Consider the following 23,808-nt stretch of genomic DNA (forward strand, 5'->3'; position numbering starts at 1 on the left):
AAAGTGTTTTATTAGATGATGAGGCGCTTAGGTGTGATAAACAACAAACAAAAAAAGACGCCTAAGCGTCTTTTTTACATTAGCGTTTAAAGGCTAATTAAGCGAAGTTAGCGTTCGCGAATTCCCAGTTAACAAGCGACCAAAAACCTTTAAGGTAATCTGGACGAACGTTACGGTAATCGATGTAGTAAGCGTGTTCCCATAAATCCACTGTAAGGATTGGAGTAACGCCATCATCAGTTAATGGTGTAGCAGCGTTAGATGTATTAACGATGTCTAGTGAACCATCAGCAAGCTTAACTAACCACGTCCAGCTTGAACCAAAGTTATTTACGGCTTTGTCATTTAATGCATCTTTAAACGCATCAAAAGAACCCCATTTAGCGTTGATTGCATCAGCAACTGCGCCAGTAGGCTCGCCGCCGCCGTTTGGAGATAAGCTGTTCCAGTAAAAAGTATGGTTCCAGATTTGTGCTGCGTTGTTAAATACGCCGCCTTCTGATGAACATACGATCTCTTCTAGAGATTTGTTTTCAAACTCAGTACCAGGGATTAAACCATTAAGCTTAACCACGTAAGTGTTGTGGTGTTTGCCATGGTGAAACTCTAGCGTTTCTTTTGAAATATGTGGCTCAAGTGCGTCGATTGCATATGGTAGTGACGGTAGTTCAAATGCCATTTTTTTATCTCCATCTTCTTTGGTTGATAGTCCATTTGGTAATACGTAATGCCTGTTGAAACAGAGCAGTTACCTATACCAAGCGGTAATATAGTGTTACTATAATTGTTGAGTATTTTACTCAAGTTTAAGCAAACAGCAATGCTATTGCGAAAGACTATTTCAATTGCGGCTTTATTTGCCCATTTTAAGTTATATATTTGTGGTCACGATGAGTTATTTTCAAGACCTAAATATATTTAGCTATCGTTACTTTGAGGTTGTAGATGGAAACCATTGATAAAATTAAACAGCAAATTTCAGAAAATCCAATAATCCTTTTCATGAAAGGGTCACCAAAATTACCAAATTGTGGTTTTTCTTCACAAGCATCGCAAGCGTTAATGTCATGTGGTGAACCATTTGCATACGTTGATATTTTACTTAATCCAGACATTCGTGCTGAGCTTCCAGCATACGCAAATTGGCCAACATTCCCACAACTTTGGGTAGATGGCGAATTAGTTGGTGGTTGTGACATTATTATCGAAATGTTTCAACGCGGTGAATTACAGCCGTTAATTACAGAAACTGCTGCTAAATACAAAGAAGCTGACGCAGAGTAATTTATTACTCAACCTGAACTCAGGTTATTAAGCTCTTTAAACACAAAGCCACTTTTTAAGTGGCTTTGTTGTTTTTAATTTGTGTAAATTTATGAATAAGGAAGGCTCACTTGTACGTTTAAGCCGCCCTCTATTTTGTTATGTAAACTTATATGGCCTTGGTGCGCTTCTGCTATTTCTCTGCATAAAGCTAGCCCTAAACCACTCCCCGTACTTTTTGTAGAATAAAAGGGCACTAAAGCATTTGCCATTACTTGCTCGCTCATTCCTTTGCCGCAGTCGCTTACATTTATAACACATGCTTGGGGTACAAACTCGACCTGAATATGTATTTCATTGGCGTTGGAGCCTGACTCGTGTGAATTTTTTAATAAGTTTATCAGCAGCTGCTCGAGTTGTGTTTGATCAGCTTGTAATTCATTGTGTGAATTTTTTATTTCGTAGCTAAATAGCCAGTGGTTTTTTAAATTATCGAGTGTGTTTTGCCAGTTAATCCGCGTTTTTTGTGGCTGAGGTAATTTAGCAAACTTGCCATAGCCTTGTACAAATTCAGTTAAATGACTAATTCGCTCATCAATAGTTGCAAATACACGGGCAAGGCGAGGCTCATCAACTTTATTTGCGAGCAATTGTGCGCTGTGTAGCATGGATGACATAGGGCCGAGTGAATTATTTAATTCGTGGCTAATAATGCGTATTACTTTTTTCCACACCGCAACTTCTTGGCGACTAAGTTCACGGGTTAACTGTTTAAATATATATAAATGATGCTTTTGATTATTGAGTAAAAACTCCCCAGTGGCTAAATGCCAAGTTTGCGAGTCTTGATTCTCTATTTCTATATTAAAGAGGCCATCAATACCGTGCTCTATAGCTGCTACTAATTGCAGAGGCGAATTTTCGAGTAATTTACTTAGTTGCATACCTTCAAGGCGAGTTGCGCTATTAAATAAACTACGGCTAATTAAATTACTAAATACCACCGTATTATTATCATTGACCAGCAATAACGCTTGCGGCGAGCTTTGCAATACTTTATCAAGCATTAACTCGCGCTGGTAAATCCATTGTTTTTCTTGGCGAAGCTGTTTTGCGGTTTGATTATAAAGTTGGCATAGTTTTCCAAGTTCATCATTACTTTTATACGCTAGTAAGCTGGAGAGCTCACCATCTTTAAAATTAAGTAATCCTGTTTCAAGCGATTGCATGCCAAGCTTTATTGGCTTGGTGAGAGTTCTTGAAAGTAGAGTGCTAAATGTAAGCGTTAGTAATATTAAAAACAGAGTGTAGTAAATATCAAAGCCACTTAGCGCGGCAATAATAACAATAGGCAGCGCGCTACAAAGCCCGCAAATTAATACAACCTTTTGGCTTAGGGTAAAGTTGCTAATAATGTTTGGTATTAATAATCAATACCCATTTTTTGTAATCGACGATAAAGCGCTTGTCGGCTTAAACCAAATTCACGGGCGACTTTGGCTATAACACCTTGATGAGCGCGCATTGCGTGTTCTATTTCCTGTTTGGTCGGCTCTGCTTTTGCTTCTTGTTGAGCAGTGACCAGTGACGATAGTGCAAAGTCATCGACTGCAAGCGCACCTGTAGGTTTTAGTACCGCTACGCGTTTACAAGCGTTTTCTAGCTCTCTAACGTTACCAGGCCATTTGTAGTGTTGAAGAGCTTGCTCTGTGTTTATAGTCAGCTCTCGGTGAGGTAAAAAATGGCTAATAAGTGCTAAAACATCATCTTGTCTTTCGCTTAGGGCAGGCACATTGAGCTCAATTACATTAAGGCGATAATATAAGTCTTCCCTAAATCGACCTTGTTGAATTGCTTGTAGTAAGTTTTCGTTAGTGGCCGATATAACCCGCACATTTACCTTTCGTGTTTGTGTTGAGCCTAAACGTTCAAACTCGCCGGTTTGTAGTACGCGTAGTAATTTTATTTGTCCTGAAAGTGGTAAATTACCAATTTCATCTAAAAATAACGTACCGCCATCAGCTGCTTCAAATCGACCAATACGTTGTTTGGTTATCCCCGTATATGCACCGGCTTCAGCGCCAAAAAGCTCGGCTTCTATAAGTTCTTGCGGTAGTGCACCGGCGTTTACCTTAATAAAAGGCTGCGATACAAGCGGGGAGTTTTTTTGAATAATATGCGCAATACACTCTTTGCCACTACCATTAGGGCCTGTAATTAATGCAGATATATCAGATTTAGCCACTTGAAGCGCCATAGTAACCAGTCGTTCCATCGCAGTACTTTTAAATATTAGCCCAGCAAGGTCTGCATTTTTAAATGTACCTTCACGTTCTTGTTGATGGCGATTATGCGTCGCCACTATTTTTTTAGCACTGCCTAGCTCTATTAAATTACTGATACAAACTAGTAGTTTTGCATCATCCCAGGGTTTTGGTAAGTAATCAGCAGCACCGGCTTTTACAAGCTCAATGGCGGTGGCAAGTTCGGTCCAAGCTGTAATAAGTATAATAGGGAGGTGTGGGTTTATTTCTCGTAGTTCATAAAACAACGCTTTACCTTCTTCGCCAGAGGTGGTGTCACTGGTAAAGTTCATGTCTTGAATTACAAGCTCAATTCGCTGATAGCGAACTATTTGCAGAGCATCAAACGGATTTGTTGCAGTGACTACCGAAAATTCGTGGATCTCGAGCAACAATGAAAGTGCGTCGAGTACTGCTTGGTTATCATCAACAATGAGTATTTTATGAGTCATAGGTTATTTTTATAATTTTTTAATGGCTACACTGCCTTACTAAGCAGTGTAGCATAGTGATTTACATATAATTAAATAGTGCGAGTTGCGATACTGGGCGAAATATTGGCTGCGCGTTTAGCCGGCGCTAATACTGCAAGTAAACTCATTAAAAATACGGCAATGGCGGTAACGGCTATATAGCTTGGTGGTAGTGCGGCAACAGAAAAAGACTGCATTAACATTTTCCCAAGCAGTATTGCTGTTATTGCACCTAAGGCTAAACCTAGGCTACAAATTAGTGCGTTTTCTACTAAAAAATAGCTGATAATAGCTGACTTTCTTGCGCCAAGTGCTCTGCGTGTACCAATTTGCTTAGTACGTTTGCTAATATTAAATAAGGTTAAGCCAAAAATACCGAGAGCGGTTATAAGCACTAAAATAGTGATTAATACTATGAGCATGCGCATCATAAGGCGATCTTGAGCGGTATACTCATTTTTTAATTCATCAAGCCCTTTAATGTTGTTAATAACGCGTTTGCTGTAATTTTCGAGCATAGCATTTTCTATTTTTTTCATTACAGCTGCTCGCTGACCAGGCTCTGTACGAACGGCAACTTGTGCATAACTTGCTGCTTTAATATAAGGAATAAACGCAAGATTATCGGGTTTACTGTCTTTGAGCCACGGGCCTTTCATTTTTCCGATCACGCCAATAACTTTAAGTGGTAGGTCGCCAAAATAAACTATTTTCCCTAAACCATCTCCATCAGGGTAGAGCTCATCAAGTAAGGCTTTAGTGACTATAGTGACGTTGGTACGCTTTTGTGTAATTTCGTTTGTAACGAGCACTTCATCTTCGGTAAAGTTTCGCCCTGCAATTAAGTTAACGCCGTAGGTATTAATTGCGTGGTCATCTATAAAAATATAAGCGGTCCTGACACTTAGGCCTTCTTGTGGAGCAGGTTTTAAATTAAAGCTCGAAGCGCTGCCCCCCCCTGATAGCGGAATACTACTGCTTAATGCGGCATCAACTACGCCTGGCATTTTTCTAAGCATGCTTTCATCAAGCTCAAACTGCTGGCTTAAGTTAATATCAGTACCAAAGGTCATTACATTAAACTTAAATATATCTTGTTCAGGGTAGCCAGTTTCTTGGTTTAAATAACTAATTCTATCTTGAATGATAAATGCAGCATTACTGACGATAGCTGTGGTAATTGCAATTTGAATTAGCAGTAATACAGCGCCCACCTTTGAACGGCATAAGGCGTTAAATATAGGTTTTATTTCTAACATTGTGACATTCCTTATTGGCTCTTAAGATAAATAGCAGGGTTGGTTTTACACACTAGCCAAGCAGGGTACAAACCAGTCAAAATGCAGGTTGTAATTGCAATCAATGGGGCGCTCAATAGCATGGTTAAATCCATTGTCGCTAAATTTTCATAGTAGTCATAGCTTTGCCCTACGCCCATTAAGCCAAGTTGTGCTAGTACAATTCCTAGCATGCCACCTATAAAGCCAAGCATGGCGACCTCAACTAAGTGCTGTAAAAATATTTGCCTTTTACTCGCACCTAATGCGCGTCTTACACCTACTTCTGGCGCTCTGCGTAAAAACTTAGCTAAAAGTAAACCTAAAATATTGGCTAAGCAGACACCTAAAAACATAAAGCTCAGGCCCACTAAAATTTTATTGTCTTCGGTGACGACGTTGTTGTATTGCATCCATTGGTTTACATCGCGAAGTTTATACTCAAGTTCTTTACGATTAAATCGACCACGTTTTTGTTGTTCTTGCATATAGGCTAATAAGTAATTTTGATAGGCTTGTTTTTGTTCAAGCGTATTTAGCTCTGCCCAAAACTGGATCCATACTTGCTCAGATTGCAGTTTATCTGCAAAGGTTGGTGTGTTTTCGTGTTTCCATCCATTGCTATTGCCCCAACTTACTAGCTCTTTTGTCTTTATTAAGCTAAAGGGCATAAATAACTCTTCTACTTGATTAAATGCACCGTTATTTAAATCATAATATTTAATATTGAGAGGCCAATGATTAATAACACCAACTACTTGATAGCTTGCATCATCTAAGTAAATCAGTTCTCCGACAGAGTTTTTTCCAGCAAATAGTTTATCGTTTATTTCTTGGGTAATAACAACCACAGGTGCGGCAGAGTCTTCTTGCTCTTTGCTCCAAGCCCCCCCGTATAAAAATGACAAATTAAACATGCTAAAAAACTCAGGCGTTGTCATGCGAGCATTACCTATAAAAGGTTTTATTTTGTCGGAGTCTAAATAAACTGAAAAGCCGGTACGCATCATAGCCACTTTTTTCTCTGACGTGGGTGCGTTTAATAAGTTCTCTGCATCTTGATGGGTCAGTTGCAGTGGCATGTTATCTTCTGTCCACCACGTACTACCATCGTCCATTGTTTGTAATTGCACACTGTAAAGTTGGCTGCTTTTTTCAGGGATAGGATCGGCTGACATCATGTGATAAACACTAAGGCTGGTCATTGTTATGCCTATACCTATCGCAATGGCAAGTACCATTAAAAAGCTAACCAGTGGGGTGCGCTTGAAGCTGCGCCAACTTAAATCTAAATAATGAATAAACATTAGTTAAACCCCCGTTGCTATTTTTATAGTTTGCGAGCCCTGATAAAGCGTAAAGTCGGCAAGTTGCCCATCAACTACTTGAATATTACGCGGAGCACGGCGGGCTAATTCGCTATCATGCGTTACCATTACAATAGTGGCACCGTCGCGATTGATTTGTTCAAGTAACTCCATAACTTGGCGAGCCATTAAGCTGTCAAGGTTACCTGTTGGCTCATCGGCAAGTAAAAAACGAGGTTCACCAGCAAGCGCACGAGCTATTGCTACACGTTGTTGCTGGCCACCAGAGAGTTGTTGAGGTAAGTGTTTAGCGCGAGATGCTAAACCAACTTGTTCAAGGCATTGCTCAATTCGACGTTTTCGCTCATTTGCTTTAATCCCTCTGTAGCGAAGAGGAACTTCTATGTTTTCATATAAATTTAAATCGGGGATTAAATTAAAGCCTTGGAATATAAAGCCAATTTTTTGATTTCGTAAATCAGCACGTTGGTTATCGTTTAGGCTGCCAACATTAACGCCATCCAACAGGTACTCACCTTCGTTAAAAGGCTCGAGCATACCTGCAATATTTAAAAAGGTTGTTTTTCCTGAGCCGCTAGGACCGGTAACAGCAATAAATTCGCCTTCGTTTACTTGCAGGTTAAAGTCTCGAAGCGCATGGGTTTGTACCATTTCTGTTTGGTATACTTTACTTACATTGTTCATCTGTAACATGGTTGTTCCTAATTATTTTTAGCGTTGGTTGAGAACGTCTGTTTAATTTAATAAAATCGTATCGGCTTGCTTAAAGTCGCTGTAGCTTGAAATAATAATTTCATCGTTTTCTTTTAGCCCGCTCAAAAGCTCAACTGCATTAATGCTGGTGGCGCCGATTGTAATAGGTATACGCTTTGCAATATTGCCTTCTACCTTATAAGCAATGCTGCATAAAAGCGCCGCGTTTCACCTGCATTACACCTTCTCGGTTGTCGAGTAAAATACGTGCAGTTAAGCGTTGGTTTTGACGGATGTTGTTAGTAACAGCTTTAAATCGGACGCGTGCTGTTACTTCACGATTATTAACTTCTGGTGATATGGCGGATAAATTCCCCATCACTGTTTCATTGCCTAACTTAAGCTCTACTTCCATACCGAGTCCTAATTCGTTGGCGTAACTTTCAGGTACTTGAAGTTCCGCTTCGAAATTACTTAAGTCGACGAGAGTCATAAGAGGTTGGCTTTGCGTCACTGCGGCTTTTTGTTGCACTAATAGGTTACCCACGATCCCTGTAACGGAAGCCTTAATAGATAGGTTGCTTACTTTTCTGATTAAATCATCAACAATAAGTTGCTGGCGGGTTACATCACTTTTAGCTGCTTGTAGTTCAAAGGCGAGCGTGTCTTTGGCAAGCAATACCTCTTGTTGTGCATGCTTATATGTGAGCTTTGAACGTGATAAATCATCAACTGCTTTTTCAAGATCAATTTGGCTGATTAAGTGCTTTTGAATTGATAACTGCGCACGACGATTTTCGCGCTCAGCGGCGTTAAGCTCAACTTGTGCCATATCGAGTGTTTTATTTAAGGTGAGTGTTTGGCGTCTTGCTTGCAAATGTTGCCTTTGCTGCTCGCCTTCAAGCCTTTTAAGTACAGACTCCTGTTGCTTTAATTCATTAGTTAACTCAGGGCTTTGCAGCAGGGCAAGTGTGTTCCCTTGCTTTACTGTATCGCCGGCCTTTACTTTTAAATCTATAAAACCACGTTCTGGGCTGTAGATTTTAGGAGCATTAGCAGCAACAATTTTACCACTGGCGGCAATGTCTCGAATGAGCGCTTTAACATGTACTTTGGCAACCTGTACTTTTGAGCGGCTAATAGAGCTTTTAGCGCTATGACTCGTTAAAAAAATATAAGCAATTGTAGAGGCTGCAATGAAAATAACCGCAGTGATGATCGCGTACTTTTTATAGCTTATAGGTGCCTTTACTTGTACGTCTTGTGCGCTGGTATCTTTAATCATTTAATCCCCCCCTACATTGCTTTTATGTATTTTTCGCACAGCAGTAATAAAGCTGCGGTGCAAATGGCGGCAATAGGAGAGAGCAAAAATAAGCTTAGAGTAAACATGGTAATTCCAATTAGCGATTATATGTAAAGCTATACGATTAATATGCCAACTACTATCACATTGATATTAAAGTGCTTTTTATTTTTTGTTCTTTAAAATGATGTCCGCGGACAGTTTTTATGTCCGCATCGGACACCGCTTTAAATAAAAATTCACTATTAATGTACAAAAAAGGACATGAACTTTCATAACTATACTAATGAGCAGCAATAATCGGGGATGTTAAGCCATTAAAGTAATGAAATAGCATAAAACTATCTAAATGTTAACTGAATAGCGCTTCACGTGTTGAATACTTATTCACTTTTGTCTGACTTTACGTTTACGTAAGCTGCAACTTTGAGTGCTTGTGTTTTTTACAATATGTTAAACTTGACACCAGTGTCATGAAAAAATAGTGGTTAAAATAACGCTAAATGTTAAAAATAATGATAAAAAGAAATCTTGCTATGAAGTGAGAAATATTCAAGAATGTGAATATGTATTCAAAGTGCTATTGACTCTATTTAAGATAGAGGCTAGTTTTGTCCGTCTGTTAGCAAATCGTCGAGCAGTTCATCCACGCTAACAGTGCAGCAAGGGGAGGGGTCTATGTTATACGACTCAAAGTTAGAAAAAGAAAATTGTGGCTTTGGCTTAATAGCCCAAGTTAATGGTCAAGCTAGTCATAGGCTTATTCGTACTGCTATTACGGGGCTTGATCGCATGCAGCACCGTGGCGGTATATCTGCCGATGGTAAAACAGGTGATGGCTGTGGTTTATTATTACAAAAACCAGATAGCTTTTTCCGTGCAATTGCCAGTGAACATAATTGGCACTTAGGCAAAAACTACGCAGTGGGTATGATATTTTTAAATTCAGACCCTGTTTTAGCACAAGCTGCAAAACAAATACTTAGCGAAGAATTAGAAAAAGAAACGCTAAATATTTTAGGTTGGCGTGTTGTACCAACCGACCCATCTATGTTGGGTCCTATTGCTGTACAGCAATTACCAGGTTTTGAACAAATTTTTGTTAGCGCGCCAGAAGGTTGGCGTTCTAAAGACTTAGAGCGTCGCTTATATGTAGCACGCCGCCGCGCTGAAAAGCGCATTGTTGATGATGAAGCTTTCTATATCGCAAGTCTATCTGGTTTGGTAACTATCTATAAAGGCTTAATGATGCCTGCGGATTTACCTAATTTTTACCTAGATTTAGCTGATATTCGTATGACGAGTGCGATTTGTGTTTTCCATCAGCGCTTTTCTACTAATACTCAGCCGCGTTGGCCTTTAGCTCAACCTTTCCGCTATTTAGCACACAATGGTGAAATTAATACTATTGAAGGTAACCGCCAGTGGGCACGCGCACGTTCTTATAAATTTGCGTCACCGCTTATTCCTGATTTACAAAGCGCAGCGCCGTTTGTAAACGAAACCGGTTCTGATTCATCAAGCCTAGATAATATGCTTGAGCTATTTTTAGCTGGCGGCATGGATTTATTCCGCGCTATGCGTATGCTCGTGCCGCCTGCATGGCAGAAAAACCGTGCAATGGACGACGATTTACGTGCATTTTACGACTTTAACTCTATGCATATGGAACCATGGGATGGCCCGGCAGGTATTGTTATGTCGGATGGTCGTTTTGCGGCGTGTAATCTTGACCGTAACGGACTTCGCCCAGCACGTTATGTAATTACACAAGATGGTTTTATTACGCTTGCATCAGAAGTGGGTATTTGGGATTACACTGCCGATGAAGTGGTTGAAAAAGGCCGTGTTGGTCCAGGTGAATTATTAGTTATTGATACTAAACTTGGCAAAATCTGGCACTCGGATGAAATCGATCAAGATTTAAAATCTCGCCATCCTTACAAGTCATGGCTTGAAGAAAACGTTAAACGTTTAGTTCCATTTGAAGAACTTACTGAGCAAGACGCTGGTAATCGCTCATTTGATGACGAAACGCTAGCTAAATATCAAAAAATGTTTGGTTATACCAACGAAGAGCTTGATAGCGTTATTCGTGTAATGGGTGAAAACGGCCAAGAAGCGACAGGCTCAATGGGTGATGACACGCCATTTGCTGTGCTTAGTGAAGGGCATCGTTCACTTTATGATTACTTCCGCCAAAAATTTGCGCAAGTAACAAATCCACCTATCGATCCACTACGTGAAAACCATGTAATGTCGCTTGCAACCTGTATTGGTAGTGAGCAAAACGTATTTAACGAAACAACAGGCCACGCTAAGCGCCTACAGTTTGATACACCAATTTTAATGTACGCAGATATGCAGCAGCTATTAAATGCTGATGAAGCGCACTACAGCTACTGTAAAATTGATATTACCTACACAGTTGAAGAGGGTTTAGAAAACGCGGTTACGCGTATTTGTGACCAAGCACAAGAAAAAGCAGCTGCGGGCTGTATCATGCTTATTTTAACTGACCGTAACTTTGATGAAATAAATTTACCAATTCCAGCAGCTATGGCTGTAGGTGCGGTACAAAAACGCTTAGTTGATAACAACTTGCGCTGTGAATCAAATATTATCATTGAAACTGGCAGCGTGAGAGATGCGCACCAATTTGCTGTGCTATTAGGTTTTGGTGCTACGGCAATTTATCCATACCTTGCGTATGAATCGCTAGTTGCGATGAGCGACAGCAAAATTATTGATAAGTCGTATTGCGAAGTGACCCTTGCTTATCGTAAAGCCATTAATAAAGGCTTATACAAAATTATGTCTAAAATGGGCATAAGTACGGTTGCGTCTTATCGTTGTTCAATGTTGTTTGAAGCGGTGGGATTATCTGATGCGATTATTGAAATGTGCTTTAAAGGCGTTGCAAGTCGCATACAAGGTGCATGTTTTACCGACTTTGATGACGATCAGCAAAGTTTGCACAAACTTGCTTTAAGTAAGCGTAAATTATTAAGCCACGGTGGTTTATTTAAGTACGTTCACGGTGGTGAGTATCATGCTTATAATCCAGATGTTATTCAAACACTGCAAAAAGCGGTTCGCTCAGGTGATTATAAAGACTACAGTGCGTACGCTGATTTAGTTAATAATCGTCCAATTGCGACTTTGCGCGATATGTTAGCGCTTAAACTACCTGAGCAAGGTATAAGCATTGATGAAGTTGAGTCTGCAGAAAACCTATACAAGCGTTTTGACTCAGCAGCAATGAGTATTGGTGCGTTATCACCAGAAGCGCATGAAGCGCTAGCAATTGCAATGAACCGCTTAGGTGGTTGTTCAAACTCGGGTGAAGGCGGTGAAGATAAACTGCGTTATGGTACAGAGAAAAACTCGCGTATTAAACAAGTCGCTTCAGGTCGATTTGGTGTAACGCCTCATTACTTACGCAGTGCTGACGTTATTCAAATTAAAGTAGCGCAAGGTGCAAAGCCAGGCGAAGGTGGACAATTACCAGGTGAAAAAGTAACGCCGTATATTGCTAAACTTCGTTATTCGGTACCAGGTGTTACGTTAATTTCGCCACCACCGCATCACGATATTTACTCAATTGAAGATTTAGCACAGCTAATTTTCGATTTAAAACAAGTAAACCCTAAAGCACTTATTTCTGTAAAACTTGTTTCAGAGCCAGGTGTGGGAACCATTGCAACAGGTGTTGCTAAAGCATATGCCGATTTAATTACTATTTCTGGCTACGACGGCGGTACAGGCGCAAGCCCACTTACTTCTGTTAAATATGCGGGTAGCCCATGGGAGCTTGGACTTGCTGAAACACAGCAAGCACTAGTTGAAAATGGCCTTCGTCATCGCATTCGCCTGCAAACAGATGGTGGCTTAAAAACAGGTTTAGATATTATTAAAGCGGCAATTTTAGGTGCTGAAAGCTTTGGCTTTGGTACTGGTCCAATGGTTGCCCTTGGGTGTAAATACTTACGTATTTGTCACTTAAATAACTGTGCGACCGGTGTTGCAACACAAGACGAAACACTTCGTCAAAAGCATTATCACGGCTTACCAGAAATGGCGATGAACTACTTTAAGTTTATAGCGCAAGAAGCTCGTGAAATTATGGCTAGCCTAGGCGTTGCAAATTTAACTGATTTAATTGGCCGTTTAGATTTATTAGAAGAAATTGAAGGCAAAACTGCAAAGCAGAAGAAAATTGATTTATCGTCCGTTATTGCTCAGCCGAACAACCCAACTGGCGAAACGCTTTATTGTAGTGCGCCTAACAGTTCACATTACCTAGGTAAGTTAAACGAAAGTTTATTAGCTAAAGCGCAAGAGGCAATTGATACGTCAAGCGGTATCTCGCTTGTGAGTCGTATTTGTAATACTGACCGCTCTGTAGGTGCAATGCTTTCGGGTTATATTGCTGATAAACACGGTAATCAAGGTATGGCGGCAGACCCAGTAGCAATTGAATTACACGGTACTGCGGGTCAATCGTTTGGTGTATGGAATGCCGGTGGTCTTGAAATGACATTGGTTGGCGATGCTAACGATTACGTAGGTAAAGGAATGGCAGGCGGTAAGTTAGTTATTCGTCCACCACTTGGCTCATCTTTTGAAAGCCATAAAGCAACCATTGCCGGAAACACATGTTTGTACGGCGCTACAGGCGGAAAACTGTTTGCAGCGGGTTGTGCCGGTGAGCGCTTTGCAGTTCGTAACTCAGGTGTGCAAGCGGTTGTTGAAGGTGTAGGTGACAACGGTTGTGAATACATGACCGGTGGCGTTGTGTGTGTACTTGGTAATGTAGGTGTTAACTTTGGCGCGGGTATGACTGGTGGTTTTGCTTATATTTTAGATGAGCGAAATGATTTTGAAAAACGCATTAATCCAGAGCTTGTAGAAATAGTAACACTAGACGAATTAACGTCGCATCAAGAGCATTTACGCGGCTTAATTGCTGAGCATTTAGAGCTTACGGGTTCGTGCAGAGCAGAAAGCATTTTAGCTAACTTTGAACTGTACTTACCGATGTTCAAATTAGTAAAACCAAAATCAAGCGACGTAAAAAGTTTACTCGGGCATCGCGCTCGCAGTAGTGCCGAACTACGTGTTCAGGCGCAATAAGGGGGCAGTATGAGCGAAAATGTATATCAATTTATAGACGTGCAGCGTGTAGACCCACGCAAAAAACCAATCTCGTCACGTAAAAAATCTTTCGTAGAAATTTACGAACCCTTTTCAGAGAATCAGGTTAACTCACAAGCTGATCGTTGTTTAGATTGTGGTAACCCGTATTGTGAGTGGAAGTGCCCAGTACATAACTACATTCCACAATGGTTAAAGTTAATACGCACAGGTCGTATTATAGAGGCTGCAGAGCTTTCTCATCGTACAAATAGCTTACCAGAGGTTTGTGGGCGTGTTTGCCCACAAGACCGCTTGTGTGAAGGCTCGTGTACATTAGATGAAGAGTTTGGTGCGGTTACAATTGGTAATATTGAAAAATACATTACCGATGAGGCATTTAAAATGGGCTGGAAGCCTGATATGTCTTATGTAACTTGGACCGACAAAAAAGTAGCTATTATTGGTGCAGGCCCAGCTGGTTTAGGGTGTGCTGATATTTTAGTTCGTAACGGCGTAAAACCAGTAGTGTTTGATCGTCACCCAGAAATTGGCGGACTACTCACGTTTGGTATTCCTTCTTTTAAACTTGAAAAAGAAGTGATGCAAAAGCGCCGTGAAATTTTCACTGAAATGGGCGTGGAGTTTAAGTTAAATGTTGAAGTAGGTGTTGATATTACGCTTGATCAAATTTTAGCTGATTACGACGCCGTATTTTTAGGAGTTGGTACGTATCAAAGTATGCATGCAGGTCTTGAAAATGAAGATGCACCAGGTGTTCACGATGCACTCCCGTTCTTGATTGGTAACACTAACCGTGTAATGGGCTATGACGAGACTAAGCAGCCGTGTATTGATATGGCTAACCAAAAAGTAGTTGTACTTGGTGGTGGTGATACAGCGATGGACTGTGTGCGTACGTCTATTCGTCAAAATGCTGCAAAAGTAACGTGTGCTTATCGTCGTGATAAAGAAAATATGCCTGGTTCTAAACGTGAAGTTAAAAACGCCAAAGAAGAAGGCGTTATATTTACCTATAACGTTCAGCCTAAAGGCATTGTATTGAACGATAAAGGTAAAGTAACTGGCGTTAGAATGGTTAAAACTAAATTAGGCGAACCTGACGCAAATGGCAGAAGTCGTGCTGAAGAAGTACCTGGTTCAGAGCATGTGATTGAAGCTGACCAAGTTATTATGGCATTTGGTTTCCAGCCTCACAAAATGGATTGGTTAGAAAAATACGATGTAGAAATAAACCACTGGGGCGGCATTAATGCACCAGAACAGGGTGAATTTACACATCAAACAACGAACCCTAAAATATTTGCTGGTGGCGATATTGTGCGTGGTTCAGATTTAGTGGTAACCGCTATTTTTGAAGGACGTAATGCTGCAGAAGGTATTATGGATTACTTAAAAGTTTAATTGTTCGTATTAATAAAATGAATAAGAAGCAAGCCAACTGGCTTGCTTTTTTATTGTTTGATTCGAATGTAATGTCAACGTAGTTAGCCACAAACGGTATTATATTAATATCACCTGTAGCATAGCTTTCTTTAGCGACACCTTGAGCTTTTACCTTTAGTGTAACTACCAAGAGGGATTATTTTGCTTTAGTGAGGGTGTGCTTGTTTCGAGCTAAATACGGATGCTTTGGGCATCTATTAAGCAGCCTTGAGGGTTAATTCATACATCAAACTTTACGCTTTACTTAACCAACACAAGGGTACAGGCATATACTTGTAGCAACTCGAGTTTTTGGATCTTCAGTAGTACTAGCTAACGTTATTTGGTCATAATCTGTAGCTTTTTTTGCTGCTTAATATGCTATAACTTTTGTTTTCGTCGTTGTATAAACACTTTGATGTGAAGAGTTAATTGATTGGTCGCTTTTCTAAATACATATTTACAGCATCGTCAATACCATCTTTAACTGCGTGTGTTATATCACTACTTTTACTATTACTCAGTACTATTAGTGCGGGTAGTGTGGAAATAAAAAAGTAAACTTATTTATTTTTTAACTCTTAATGTTATGCATTATCCCTAACAAAGGTAAGTAATGGTTAAAGTATTCGCTTTTATCAACCCGAAATAACTAATCTTAAGAGTTGATTTAAATATAAAGTTGGTCCATTATCGCACGCTGTTTACGGTTTGCTTACTTTTTGTCTACAAGTAAGCTTTTATATATTAATAAAATAAATAGAAATTATGTACGAATATTCAAACAAGTCGGAAAGGAAACTCATTGTTCGATTCTTCTCTTCAATAGGGTTTATAGCAACGTTTTCTATGGCTAGCTTAGCATTTATTAATAGCAGTTATTTATTAGCGTGTACCTTGGTTGTTTCTTCGTTTGTTTATTTATTGGCATTTAGCATAAGTAGGGGAGTAGAGAAGTCAGGCACTATAATTTTATACAACCTTTATGCACTAATGTTTTACCTAGTCCTCACTGGTGGAGCACAAGGAACAGGGCCTATATGGATATTCATAGTGTCTCCAGTTACTTATTCAATACGCGGACTTAAGCGAGGTACATTTGATATAATTTTGTTTTTATTAGCGATTGTTTTAGGCTTTTACTGCGCTGATACATTCAATATATATGACTATAGTCCAGAACAGTTTCCTATCAGAATCATACTCGCTTTTATAATTGTCGCGTCGCTGAGTGGCTACTACGAGTTTTCAAGAGAAAAATACAGCAGTAAAATAATTGCTTTGAGTCAAAAAAATGAATTTTTAGCAACTATAGATCCACTCACTAACCTGCCAAACCGTCGCTATACCATGAATAAGCTTGTGGCTTTTAAAAGTGAGCTGAAAGATAATAATACTCCCTTTGTAATTTTATTAGCTGATGTAGATAATTTTAAAAAAATTAATGATCAATTCGGCCATGATTTTGGCGATGAAGCACTTATTCAGTTAGCTAAAACCTTTGATAAAAGTATTCCAAAAAATGCGATTGCATCACGTTGGGGCGGAGAGGAGTTTTTAATTGTTATTCCAGATGCAACAGTTGAGCAGGGGGAGCAAGTTGCAGAAAAAATCCACAACGCCCTTAAAGCTTCAGTTGTGAGCTTATTTTCAGATAGTACCAATATTACGCTAAGTATTGGTGTTATCTCTGCAAGTGCTGAACGCTCAATTGATCTTGATATCAAGCGTGCTGATGAACTACTTTATAAAGCAAAAGCGCAAGGTAAAAACAGAACGTGTTCTTCTTAAAAGTTTATCTACTTTAATCCATTGAAAACGAATCAAGTGATGGCTTTATTTTAGCCTTTCTGCGCTTTACGCTCATGTAACACATTGCATTACAGGCAATCTGCATTGTAATTAATAGCCAATAACTGATGCCTAAGTCACTTAGGTTATTTATTTTTTCGCTAGTAAAGTAATAGGCTACGGCGATTATCTGAAGAACTAAAAAGCTATTTAAAAACCCCAGTAAACGCTGTTTAAAGTAAGTATGCTTATATTTACTAAAAATAATTAAACAGCTGCTTAGCGCTAATAAAAACCAACTTAAAATGATACAAAAATTAACTAAAGTACTGTGCATTATTTAATCCTTCAAAGCTCTATTCACCAATGTTAGGCATGGGCCATTATTAGTTCTTTAGCATTCGCTTTAGCTGTTTTACTGATATTATCACCACCAAGTAAGCGAGCTATTTCATTAATACGACCATCTTTATTCAAAGGCAGCATATGAGTGAACGTTTCGCCTTGTGCTATTTCTTTAGCTACAAAAAATTGTTGGTGTGCGCTACTAGCAACTTGCGGTAAATGGGTAACACAAATCACTTGAGTAGACTTACCTAACTGGCGCAATAGTTTGCCTACGGCTGATGCTGTAGGGCCAGAAATACCTACATCAACTTCATCAAAAATAAGCGTTGGGGTTGTTACTTTTTGGGCAATAATTACCTGTATAGCAAGGCTAATTCGAGAAAGCTCACCACCTGAGGCTACTTTAGCTAAAGGCTGAAGTGGCTGCCCCGGATTAGTTGATACTAAAAACGACACATTATCGTACCCTAAGCTATTAGGTGCGCGGCTACTCTCTTGAGTTAAAGCTATTTCAAATACACCGTTTTCCATCGATAAATTAGCCATGCTTTCACTTATTAGTGTGTTAAGTGTATTAGCATACTCATAGCGACTTTTACTTAGTTCATCGGCAGCTTGCTTATAACTAATTAACGCGCTTTCTATTTCTGACTCTAGTTGCTCCAGACGATTACTATTATTACTTATTGACTCAAGCTCCTGAGCAATCGATTGATGAAACTCAACTAGCTGCTGTGGTTTTATGTGATGCTTACGCGCTAAATCCATCGCACCGCTTAGTCTATTTTCTACTTCACCTAAACGAGCAGGATCTAAATCTGCTTGCTCAGTATAATTTCGAACTTCACGGCTTGCTTCTTCAACTTGTACTGCGGCTTCACTAAGGAGGGCTGCTACGCCTGCTAAGCTTTCGTCGTATTGAGCCAGCTCAGTGAATTGTTGGGCACTGTGCTGCAGCATTGAACAAGCATTTTGTTCATCACTTTCATATAAGTATTGTAATTCACGTTGGCACGATTCTAATATTGTTTGGCTGTTACTAAGTTTGTAATGCTCGGCCTCAATTAAATCAAACTCACCTTCTTGTAAGGCAAACTCATCGAGCTCTGCAACTTGGTATTCTAACAATTGTTTTTGCGCTGCTTGTTGCTGCTGTTGTTGCTCTAAATGTTTAAATTCTTTTTGTAGGTTAGCAAACTGTTTATAGTTGTTATTTACATCATTTACTAAGTGGTGATGCCCTGCGTAGGCATCTAAAAGCTGTAACTGATGCTCAGCTTTTAATAAGTGTTGGTGGGCATGTTGTCCATGAATAGATATTAAATATTGACCAAGTTCTTTTAATTGTGATGCGGTAACGGCACTGCCATTAATATAGCTTTTACTGCGTCCATTTTTGCAAACAACACGACGTAATAAACATTCATTATCGTCATTGTTTAGCATATGTTGCTCTAAAAACGATTGAGCTAGCGGTAAATCTGTTAGGTCAAATTGAGCGCACACTTCTGCTTTATCAGAGCTTGGGCGCACTGCTGATGCTTCAGCTCGTTCACCTAAACATAATGATAGCGCATCAATAGCAATAGATTTACCAGCACCTGTCTCGCCAGTGATCGCGGTCATACCGCTGCGCCATTCTGTGCTTAAATTACTAACAATTGCAAAATTTTTAACTTCTAAACCAATTAACATACTGTTTATCCATCCAGTCAATTAACTGTTAATTTATACAGTGTTTTGGTTTTTTGCAAATTAATTTTTTATTATTTATGCAACGCTTACATCTTGAGTAAATTGTGTATCAGAAGTTTTTGGGGAGGTATCAATTTGATCATCAACAATATCAGTAGCTTGTATAATGTCTTCGGTTTTAAGTAGCCCGATAAGTGGAGGTAAAGTATTTAGGTAAAAACTCTTATTGTATAAAATTCCTTGCTGAGGTAACTCAGATACAAAGTACTGTATATTATCAATCAATGGCTGGATTATATTCGTTTGATTAGTTTTAATTAACTCGTTGGACAACGTATTAATTAGTAGGTCAGCGGTATCTTCAAGTTGTTGCAAATTCTCGTCTGTATGCGATTGCACAACAAAAAAATTATTTACAATAGCTTGAATACGAGGAACGTATTTTGGGCGAATTATTTTAGCATCAAGAAGATCATTAAGCTTTGCTTTAAGGCGTGAATTTACATGCGAAACACGTTCATTAAATAGCTTTTTTCTAGCTTCGATTGCTTTTTTGCGATTACTCTCAATTTTGAGGTAACTGTATAAAAGTGTAATTAATAGCAGTAAAGCAAAGAATACTACATAAGTCATTGCTACTCGTTCCTAAATTATTTGATTATTATTTTAAGCCGCCATTTTGCTTTATAGTACTAAATTTGGCAATAAAATTAGTACAAACGACTACCCCAATTTAGTTTTGTACGTAAAACGTTGTAGTACGAGTAATTTTTTGGATGAATTAAGCGCAGTTGTTTATCCGCTTTTTTAATTGCTACCTCATCGCCGGGTAATACGGCAAGCACAACATGGCTGTCGCAACTTACCTGTAGGCTATCTGTATTTTCTAGGCTTAGCTTTAAGCGTACTTCGTTATCGGCATCGACCACTAAAGGTCTGCTAGATAAGGTATGAGGAAACATAGGCACTAACGATATTGCATTTAGCTCTGGCGTTAAAATTGGCCCGCCACCTGAAAGTGAATATGCCGTAGAGCCAGTAGGGGTTGATACTATTAAACCGTCAGAGCGCTGAGAAAACACAAAGTCATTATTTATAAAAGCTTCAAATTCAATCATATGCGCTACTTTATCGGCATGAAGTACCGCTTCGTTAACGGCAGAATTTGCACTCTTTAATTCGTTGTGGCGATATACTTCTACTTCTAATAAAAAGCGTTTTTCTTCAAGGTACTCACCACTGAGGACTTGCTCTAAGCTCGCTTCAAACCCTTCAGGGTTTAAATCAGTTAAAAAGCCAAGGTTACCTCTATTTACTCCAATTACAGCAATGTTAAAGCGCGCAAGCACGCGTGCAGCACCAAGCATGTTACCGTCACCGCCTACAACAATAGCTAAATCGGCTTGTTCTCCTAAGTCGACTAACTTAACAAGTTTGTCATGCGGGATATCGTCTAATTGACTCCCTGTGCGTTTTTCTACTATTACCTCAAAACCAAGCGCAAGTAAAAATGTATGTAAGCGCTGAAGGGTAGCAGCGGCTCCCGGGTGATTAGGTTTGCCAATTAGGCCTATGGTATTAAAAGGAGAGTCCATAATGTACGCACAAAAAGATTTAATAATTGTAGAGTAACTCAAAACAGAAGTGTTTGAAAATACAGATTATAGCAATATTATAAACCTTCAATTTTATTCGCAGTCAGTTAACTGCACGACTTGAAAAACAACTAAACGCCCCGATATCTCTTTCATGCAACAAGATGTAGATACCATGAAACTAAACTCACGAGATCAGCAAATTTTTTCAGCTGTTATGAACATGTACTGTAATGGTGAAGGCTTGCCTGTTCCATCAACAAAAATTGCCAAGCTCAAAGGCATGGCAGTATGCTCGGCTACGGTTCGTAATGCTATGGCTCGCTTAGAAAAAGTGGGGCTATTGTATTCACCTCATACATCTGCAGGACGAGTGCCCACAAATGAAGGGTTTGATTATTGGTTTGACGAGTTTTTTCCACTCGCTGACATTGCTAATTATTGGCAACCAGAGCAATCACAACTCGTTGAACTAGCACATGGTTTGAGCCAAAAATACCAAATATGTTGTTGTGTTGGTTTACCACAAGTCAGCTCGCAGCAAGTGTTTAGAGTAGAGGTGCTTGATTTTGATTCTACCGACTGGCTTATTCTATTAATAGACAGGGCTGGGCAGAGCCACAACATTTGTATTGATAAACCTCATGATTCGTCAGATTCTGTTCGTTATCAGTTTGCAACATGGTTGAATACCGTATTTAGCCAACAAACTCTTATGGAGGGTCTGTATCGTATGAAGGCGATGGCAAATACAGCGCCTCGAAATTGTCATGATTCGCTTAATCAATGGACGCGACAACTAAGTCAAAAATTAGGCTCAGATAATAGTATTGTAGTTGGCGAAAATTACCTCTATAAACAAATCGATTGTGAGCAAAGTTTAAATATTGGTGTTTCGTTTTTAAATTATGTAGAAGATAAACTCGCTTTTAAAAACGGTGTATCGGTACTTAATAGCGAAAAATTGCCTTTTACTGAGTGTGATGAATTGATCGTAATAAGCGTGCCGTACTTTCAAAATCAAGAATACCAAAGCCGCTTTTGTATAATTTGCCCTAAATCAGCGCAAATCGAAGAAATAATTCGAGAATTTAAATTAATTGAGGCATCTAACTCTTGAATCTTTTTATTCAATCCCCATAATTACCGCAGTTGTAAAGAATTGGAGCACGTATTTTATGTCTGAGCAGACACAAAACCCTGAGCAAGAAGTAGAATTAAACGAAGAAATTTCTAAAATGCAGGCTGATGTAGAAGCAGCAGTAGAAGCCGCTGATCAACATGCAGAAGAAGAGCAAAGCCCTGAAGCAGAAATAGCTATGCTATATGCAGAGCTTGAAGCTGCTAAACAAACTATTGCTGATCAAAAAGATGGTGTTGTTCGTGCTGCAGCAGACGTAGACAACATTCGTCGTCGTGCAGCACAAGATGTAGAAAAAGCGCATAAGTTTGCACTAGAAAAATTTGCTAACGAATTACTACCTGTAATTGATAATCTTGAGCGTGCTATTGAGTTTTCTGATAAAGAAAATGAGACTTTAAAGCCGTTGCTTGAAGGTATCGATATGACAGTTAAAAGCTTTAACGATGCTGTTGCAAAGTTTGGTGTTGAAATTGTAAACCCACAAGGTGAGCAGTTTAATCCAGATTTTCATCAAGCAATGTCAATTCAACCAAGTAACGATGTAACACCTAATACAGTACTTGCTGTTATGCAAAAAGGTTACACATTGAATGGTCGTTTATTACGCCCTGCAATGGTTATGGTTTCTAAAGCTGCTGATGCTTAATTGAATTATTAGTTTTAAAAAATGCCTCATATTGAGGCATTTTTTTTGTCTTTTTTATAGTGAATTAACTGTACGAGTATAGTAAGCAAAACAGCGCTGAACATTAAACTTGAAAATGGCACTGCGCTTTTTGCATGCATAATAGCGAGTAGTGGGCCAACTAACGCGCCACTGCCAAAACGAAGTGTGCCAATTACGGCCGTTGCCGTGCCTGTGTTTTTTTCAAACTTCATTAATATTAGCGAGTCAGCATTACTTGCAGTGACGCCTAAGCTCATCATTAATGGCGCAATAGCAGCCACAATATAATAAAGTGATAAATGCAATAAGCTAAATGTTAGTAAAGCCAGCCCCGATACAAATCCAAATGTAAGCCCAATATAGAGCATTTTTCGAGAGCCCAGCCTTGGTACAATTCGCGTATTTAAAAAGTTACCAAACATCAGCGCCATTACGTTAAAGGCAAATAACACACCAAATAACTGTTCTGACACTTCATATAAATCTAAATAAATAAATGGTACTGAGGTCAAAAAGCAAAAAAATCCAAACGATACAAACATAGAACTGAGTATGTCGGCACGTGCATCTTTATTACTGAGTACTGTTTTATAGCTGTCGAAAAACAGAGCGAGACCCTTTTTTTCGTTTTTGTGAATAGGAATATCAATTAGATACACTTGCACAAATGCCAATATTAAAAAGCTATACCCAGCAAGAACCAAGAATATGGTTGACCAAACAGAAAATCCTAAAATAAACGAGCCAACAGAGGGGGCAACTAACGGCGCTACCATCATAATCATCGACACATACGACATTCCCTTAGCTGTATTTTGCTGATAAATATGGCGAATAATACCCGGTACTACTACCGTTGCTGCCGCTCCCGTAAATGCTTGCACTGCTCGAAGAGTCCAAAAAGCATGGATTTCGGTGGTAAATGCCAGTGCAAGTGAGCTTGCACCAAATAAGGTTAAGCCGATACGTGCAAGCTTACGGCGGCCAATTTGATCGGCAATGGGGCCAAAAAATAGCATCCCTAATGAATAGCCTGCTAAGTAAATACTCAACGATATTTGTACATTGGGCATATTAGTGTGTAAATCGTTTGCAATTACCAGCATGGCAGGTAAGTACATATCTATCGCCAATGGCGTAATCGCCACTATACTGGCTAATAAAGGCAATAAAATACGGGTATTAAAAGACGAGGCTGAGGCGTCCATGTGTAAACTCAACAATCACTAAAAACAAGGGTTATAGTGTAACAGGGCATTGTATTTGGATAAACTTAGTTTGCCCGCTAAGTTTATCGTCATATTGCTTTTTTTTTAATATAACGGTACATAAAGCAAATATTT

17 protein-coding genes and 1 pseudogene are annotated in these 23,808 nt (G+C 39.3%); 6 read left to right on the forward strand and 12 right to left on the reverse strand.

The features are described from left to right. Positions 1 to 97: 97 nt before the first annotated feature. Positions 98 to 679, reverse strand: coding sequence for a Fe-Mn family superoxide dismutase (locus tag GQR47_RS06730; RefSeq protein ID WP_002960323.1), 582 nt, complete (start codon positions 677 to 679; stop codon positions 98 to 100). Between the two features lie 266 nt (positions 680 to 945). Between GQR47_RS06730 and GQR47_RS06735 the strand changes: the two genes are divergently transcribed. Then, positions 946 to 1,284, forward strand: coding sequence for a Grx4 family monothiol glutaredoxin (locus GQR47_RS06735; protein WP_004335359.1), 339 nt, complete (start codon positions 946 to 948; stop codon positions 1,282 to 1,284). A gap of 89 nt (positions 1,285 to 1,373) precedes the next feature. On the opposite strand, the gene GQR47_RS06740 is transcribed toward GQR47_RS06735, so the two are convergent. The 6 genes and pseudogenes from GQR47_RS06740 to GQR47_RS06765 all read right to left on the reverse strand — a co-directional run bounded on the left by GQR47_RS06740 (position 1,374) and on the right by GQR47_RS06765 (position 8,622). Further along, positions 1,374 to 2,687 (reverse strand): ATP-binding protein, encoded by a 1,314-nt coding sequence (locus GQR47_RS06740; protein ID WP_024597404.1) that lies wholly within the window; start codon positions 2,685 to 2,687, stop codon positions 1,374 to 1,376. Beyond that, positions 2,687 to 4,018 (reverse strand): sigma-54 dependent transcriptional regulator, encoded by a 1,332-nt coding sequence (locus GQR47_RS06745; protein ID WP_024597403.1) that lies wholly within the window; start codon positions 4,016 to 4,018, stop codon positions 2,687 to 2,689. The genes GQR47_RS06740 and GQR47_RS06745 overlap by 1 nt, the downstream gene beginning before the upstream one ends. A 71-nt stretch (positions 4,019 to 4,089) precedes the next feature. Next, the gene (locus GQR47_RS06750) at positions 4,090 to 5,298 is read right to left on the reverse strand and encodes an FtsX-like permease family protein (protein WP_024597402.1); all 1,209 of its coding nucleotides are present in this window, start codon (positions 5,296 to 5,298) and stop codon (positions 4,090 to 4,092) included. An 11-nt stretch (positions 5,299 to 5,309) separates the two neighbouring features. Then, positions 5,310 to 6,623, reverse strand: a complete 1,314-nt coding sequence (locus GQR47_RS06755) for an ABC transporter permease (protein WP_024597401.1) — start codon at positions 6,621 to 6,623, stop codon at positions 5,310 to 5,312. A gap of 3 nt (positions 6,624 to 6,626) precedes the next feature. Further along, positions 6,627 to 7,337, reverse strand: a complete 711-nt coding sequence (locus tag GQR47_RS06760; RefSeq protein WP_024597400.1) for an ABC transporter ATP-binding protein — start codon at positions 7,335 to 7,337, stop codon at positions 6,627 to 6,629. A 42-nt stretch (positions 7,338 to 7,379) separates the two neighbouring features. Then, positions 7,380 to 8,622, reverse strand: a pseudogene (locus tag GQR47_RS06765) (HlyD family efflux transporter periplasmic adaptor subunit). Positions 8,623 to 9,321: 699 nt separating this feature from the next. On the opposite strand from GQR47_RS06765, the gene gltB reads away from it, so the two are divergent. From gltB to GQR47_RS06780, 3 genes are all read left to right on the forward strand, one after another. Beyond that, a complete protein-coding gene (gene gltB / locus GQR47_RS06770; RefSeq protein ID WP_004335377.1) occupies positions 9,322 to 13,779 on the forward strand; it encodes a glutamate synthase large subunit in 4,458 nt (1,485 codons plus the stop codon). A 9-nt stretch (positions 13,780 to 13,788) separates the two neighbouring features. Beyond that, the gene (locus GQR47_RS06775) at positions 13,789 to 15,204 is read left to right on the forward strand and encodes an FAD-dependent oxidoreductase (protein WP_024597398.1); all 1,416 of its coding nucleotides are present in this window, start codon (positions 13,789 to 13,791) and stop codon (positions 15,202 to 15,204) included. A 789-nt stretch (positions 15,205 to 15,993) separates the two neighbouring features. Beyond that, positions 15,994 to 17,016 carry a GGDEF domain-containing protein gene (locus GQR47_RS06780; protein WP_261765725.1) on the forward strand — a complete coding sequence of 341 codons (1,023 nt, stop codon included), beginning with the start codon at positions 15,994 to 15,996 and terminating at the stop codon, positions 17,014 to 17,016. 13 nt (positions 17,017 to 17,029) lie between these two features. Here the strand turns inward: GQR47_RS06780 and GQR47_RS06785 are convergent, their stop codons facing one another. From GQR47_RS06785 to nadK, 4 genes are all read right to left on the reverse strand, one after another. Then, the gene (locus GQR47_RS06785; RefSeq protein ID WP_024597395.1) at positions 17,030 to 17,353 is read right to left on the reverse strand and encodes a hypothetical protein; all 324 of its coding nucleotides are present in this window, start codon (positions 17,351 to 17,353) and stop codon (positions 17,030 to 17,032) included. A 32-nt stretch (positions 17,354 to 17,385) separates the two neighbouring features. After that, positions 17,386 to 19,059 (reverse strand): DNA repair protein RecN, encoded by a 1,674-nt coding sequence (recN, locus tag GQR47_RS06790; protein ID WP_024597394.1) that lies wholly within the window; start codon positions 19,057 to 19,059, stop codon positions 17,386 to 17,388. A gap of 75 nt (positions 19,060 to 19,134) precedes the next feature. Further along, positions 19,135 to 19,692 (reverse strand): hypothetical protein, encoded by a 558-nt coding sequence (locus GQR47_RS06795; RefSeq protein ID WP_024597393.1) that lies wholly within the window; start codon positions 19,690 to 19,692, stop codon positions 19,135 to 19,137. 77 nt (positions 19,693 to 19,769) lie between these two features. Next, positions 19,770 to 20,654 carry an NAD(+) kinase gene (gene nadK, locus GQR47_RS06800; RefSeq protein ID WP_165723658.1) on the reverse strand — a complete coding sequence of 295 codons (885 nt, stop codon included), beginning with the start codon at positions 20,652 to 20,654 and terminating at the stop codon, positions 19,770 to 19,772. Between the two features lie 154 nt (positions 20,655 to 20,808). Between nadK and GQR47_RS06805 the strand changes: the two genes are divergently transcribed. Together GQR47_RS06805 and grpE are read left to right on the forward strand one after the other, a co-directional pair. Continuing rightward, the gene (locus tag GQR47_RS06805) at positions 20,809 to 21,774 is read left to right on the forward strand and encodes an HrcA family transcriptional regulator (protein ID WP_024597392.1); all 966 of its coding nucleotides are present in this window, start codon (positions 20,809 to 20,811) and stop codon (positions 21,772 to 21,774) included. A 58-nt stretch (positions 21,775 to 21,832) separates the two neighbouring features. Continuing rightward, on the forward strand, positions 21,833 to 22,444 hold the full coding sequence (gene grpE, locus GQR47_RS06810) for a nucleotide exchange factor GrpE (protein WP_024597391.1): 612 nt from the start codon (positions 21,833 to 21,835) through the stop codon (positions 22,442 to 22,444). Between the two features lie 26 nt (positions 22,445 to 22,470). Here grpE and GQR47_RS06815 read toward each other — a convergent pair whose 3' ends face one another. Further along, positions 22,471 to 23,673 (reverse strand): Bcr/CflA family efflux MFS transporter, encoded by a 1,203-nt coding sequence (locus GQR47_RS06815; RefSeq protein WP_024597390.1) that lies wholly within the window; start codon positions 23,671 to 23,673, stop codon positions 22,471 to 22,473. Between the last annotated feature and the right edge of the window lie 135 nt (positions 23,674 to 23,808).

The sequence above is a fragment of the Pseudoalteromonas sp. Z1A2 genome, from assembly GCF_011378755.1.
In the GTDB taxonomy this organism is placed as follows: Bacteria; Pseudomonadota; Gammaproteobacteria; order Enterobacterales; family Alteromonadaceae; genus Pseudoalteromonas; species Pseudoalteromonas distincta.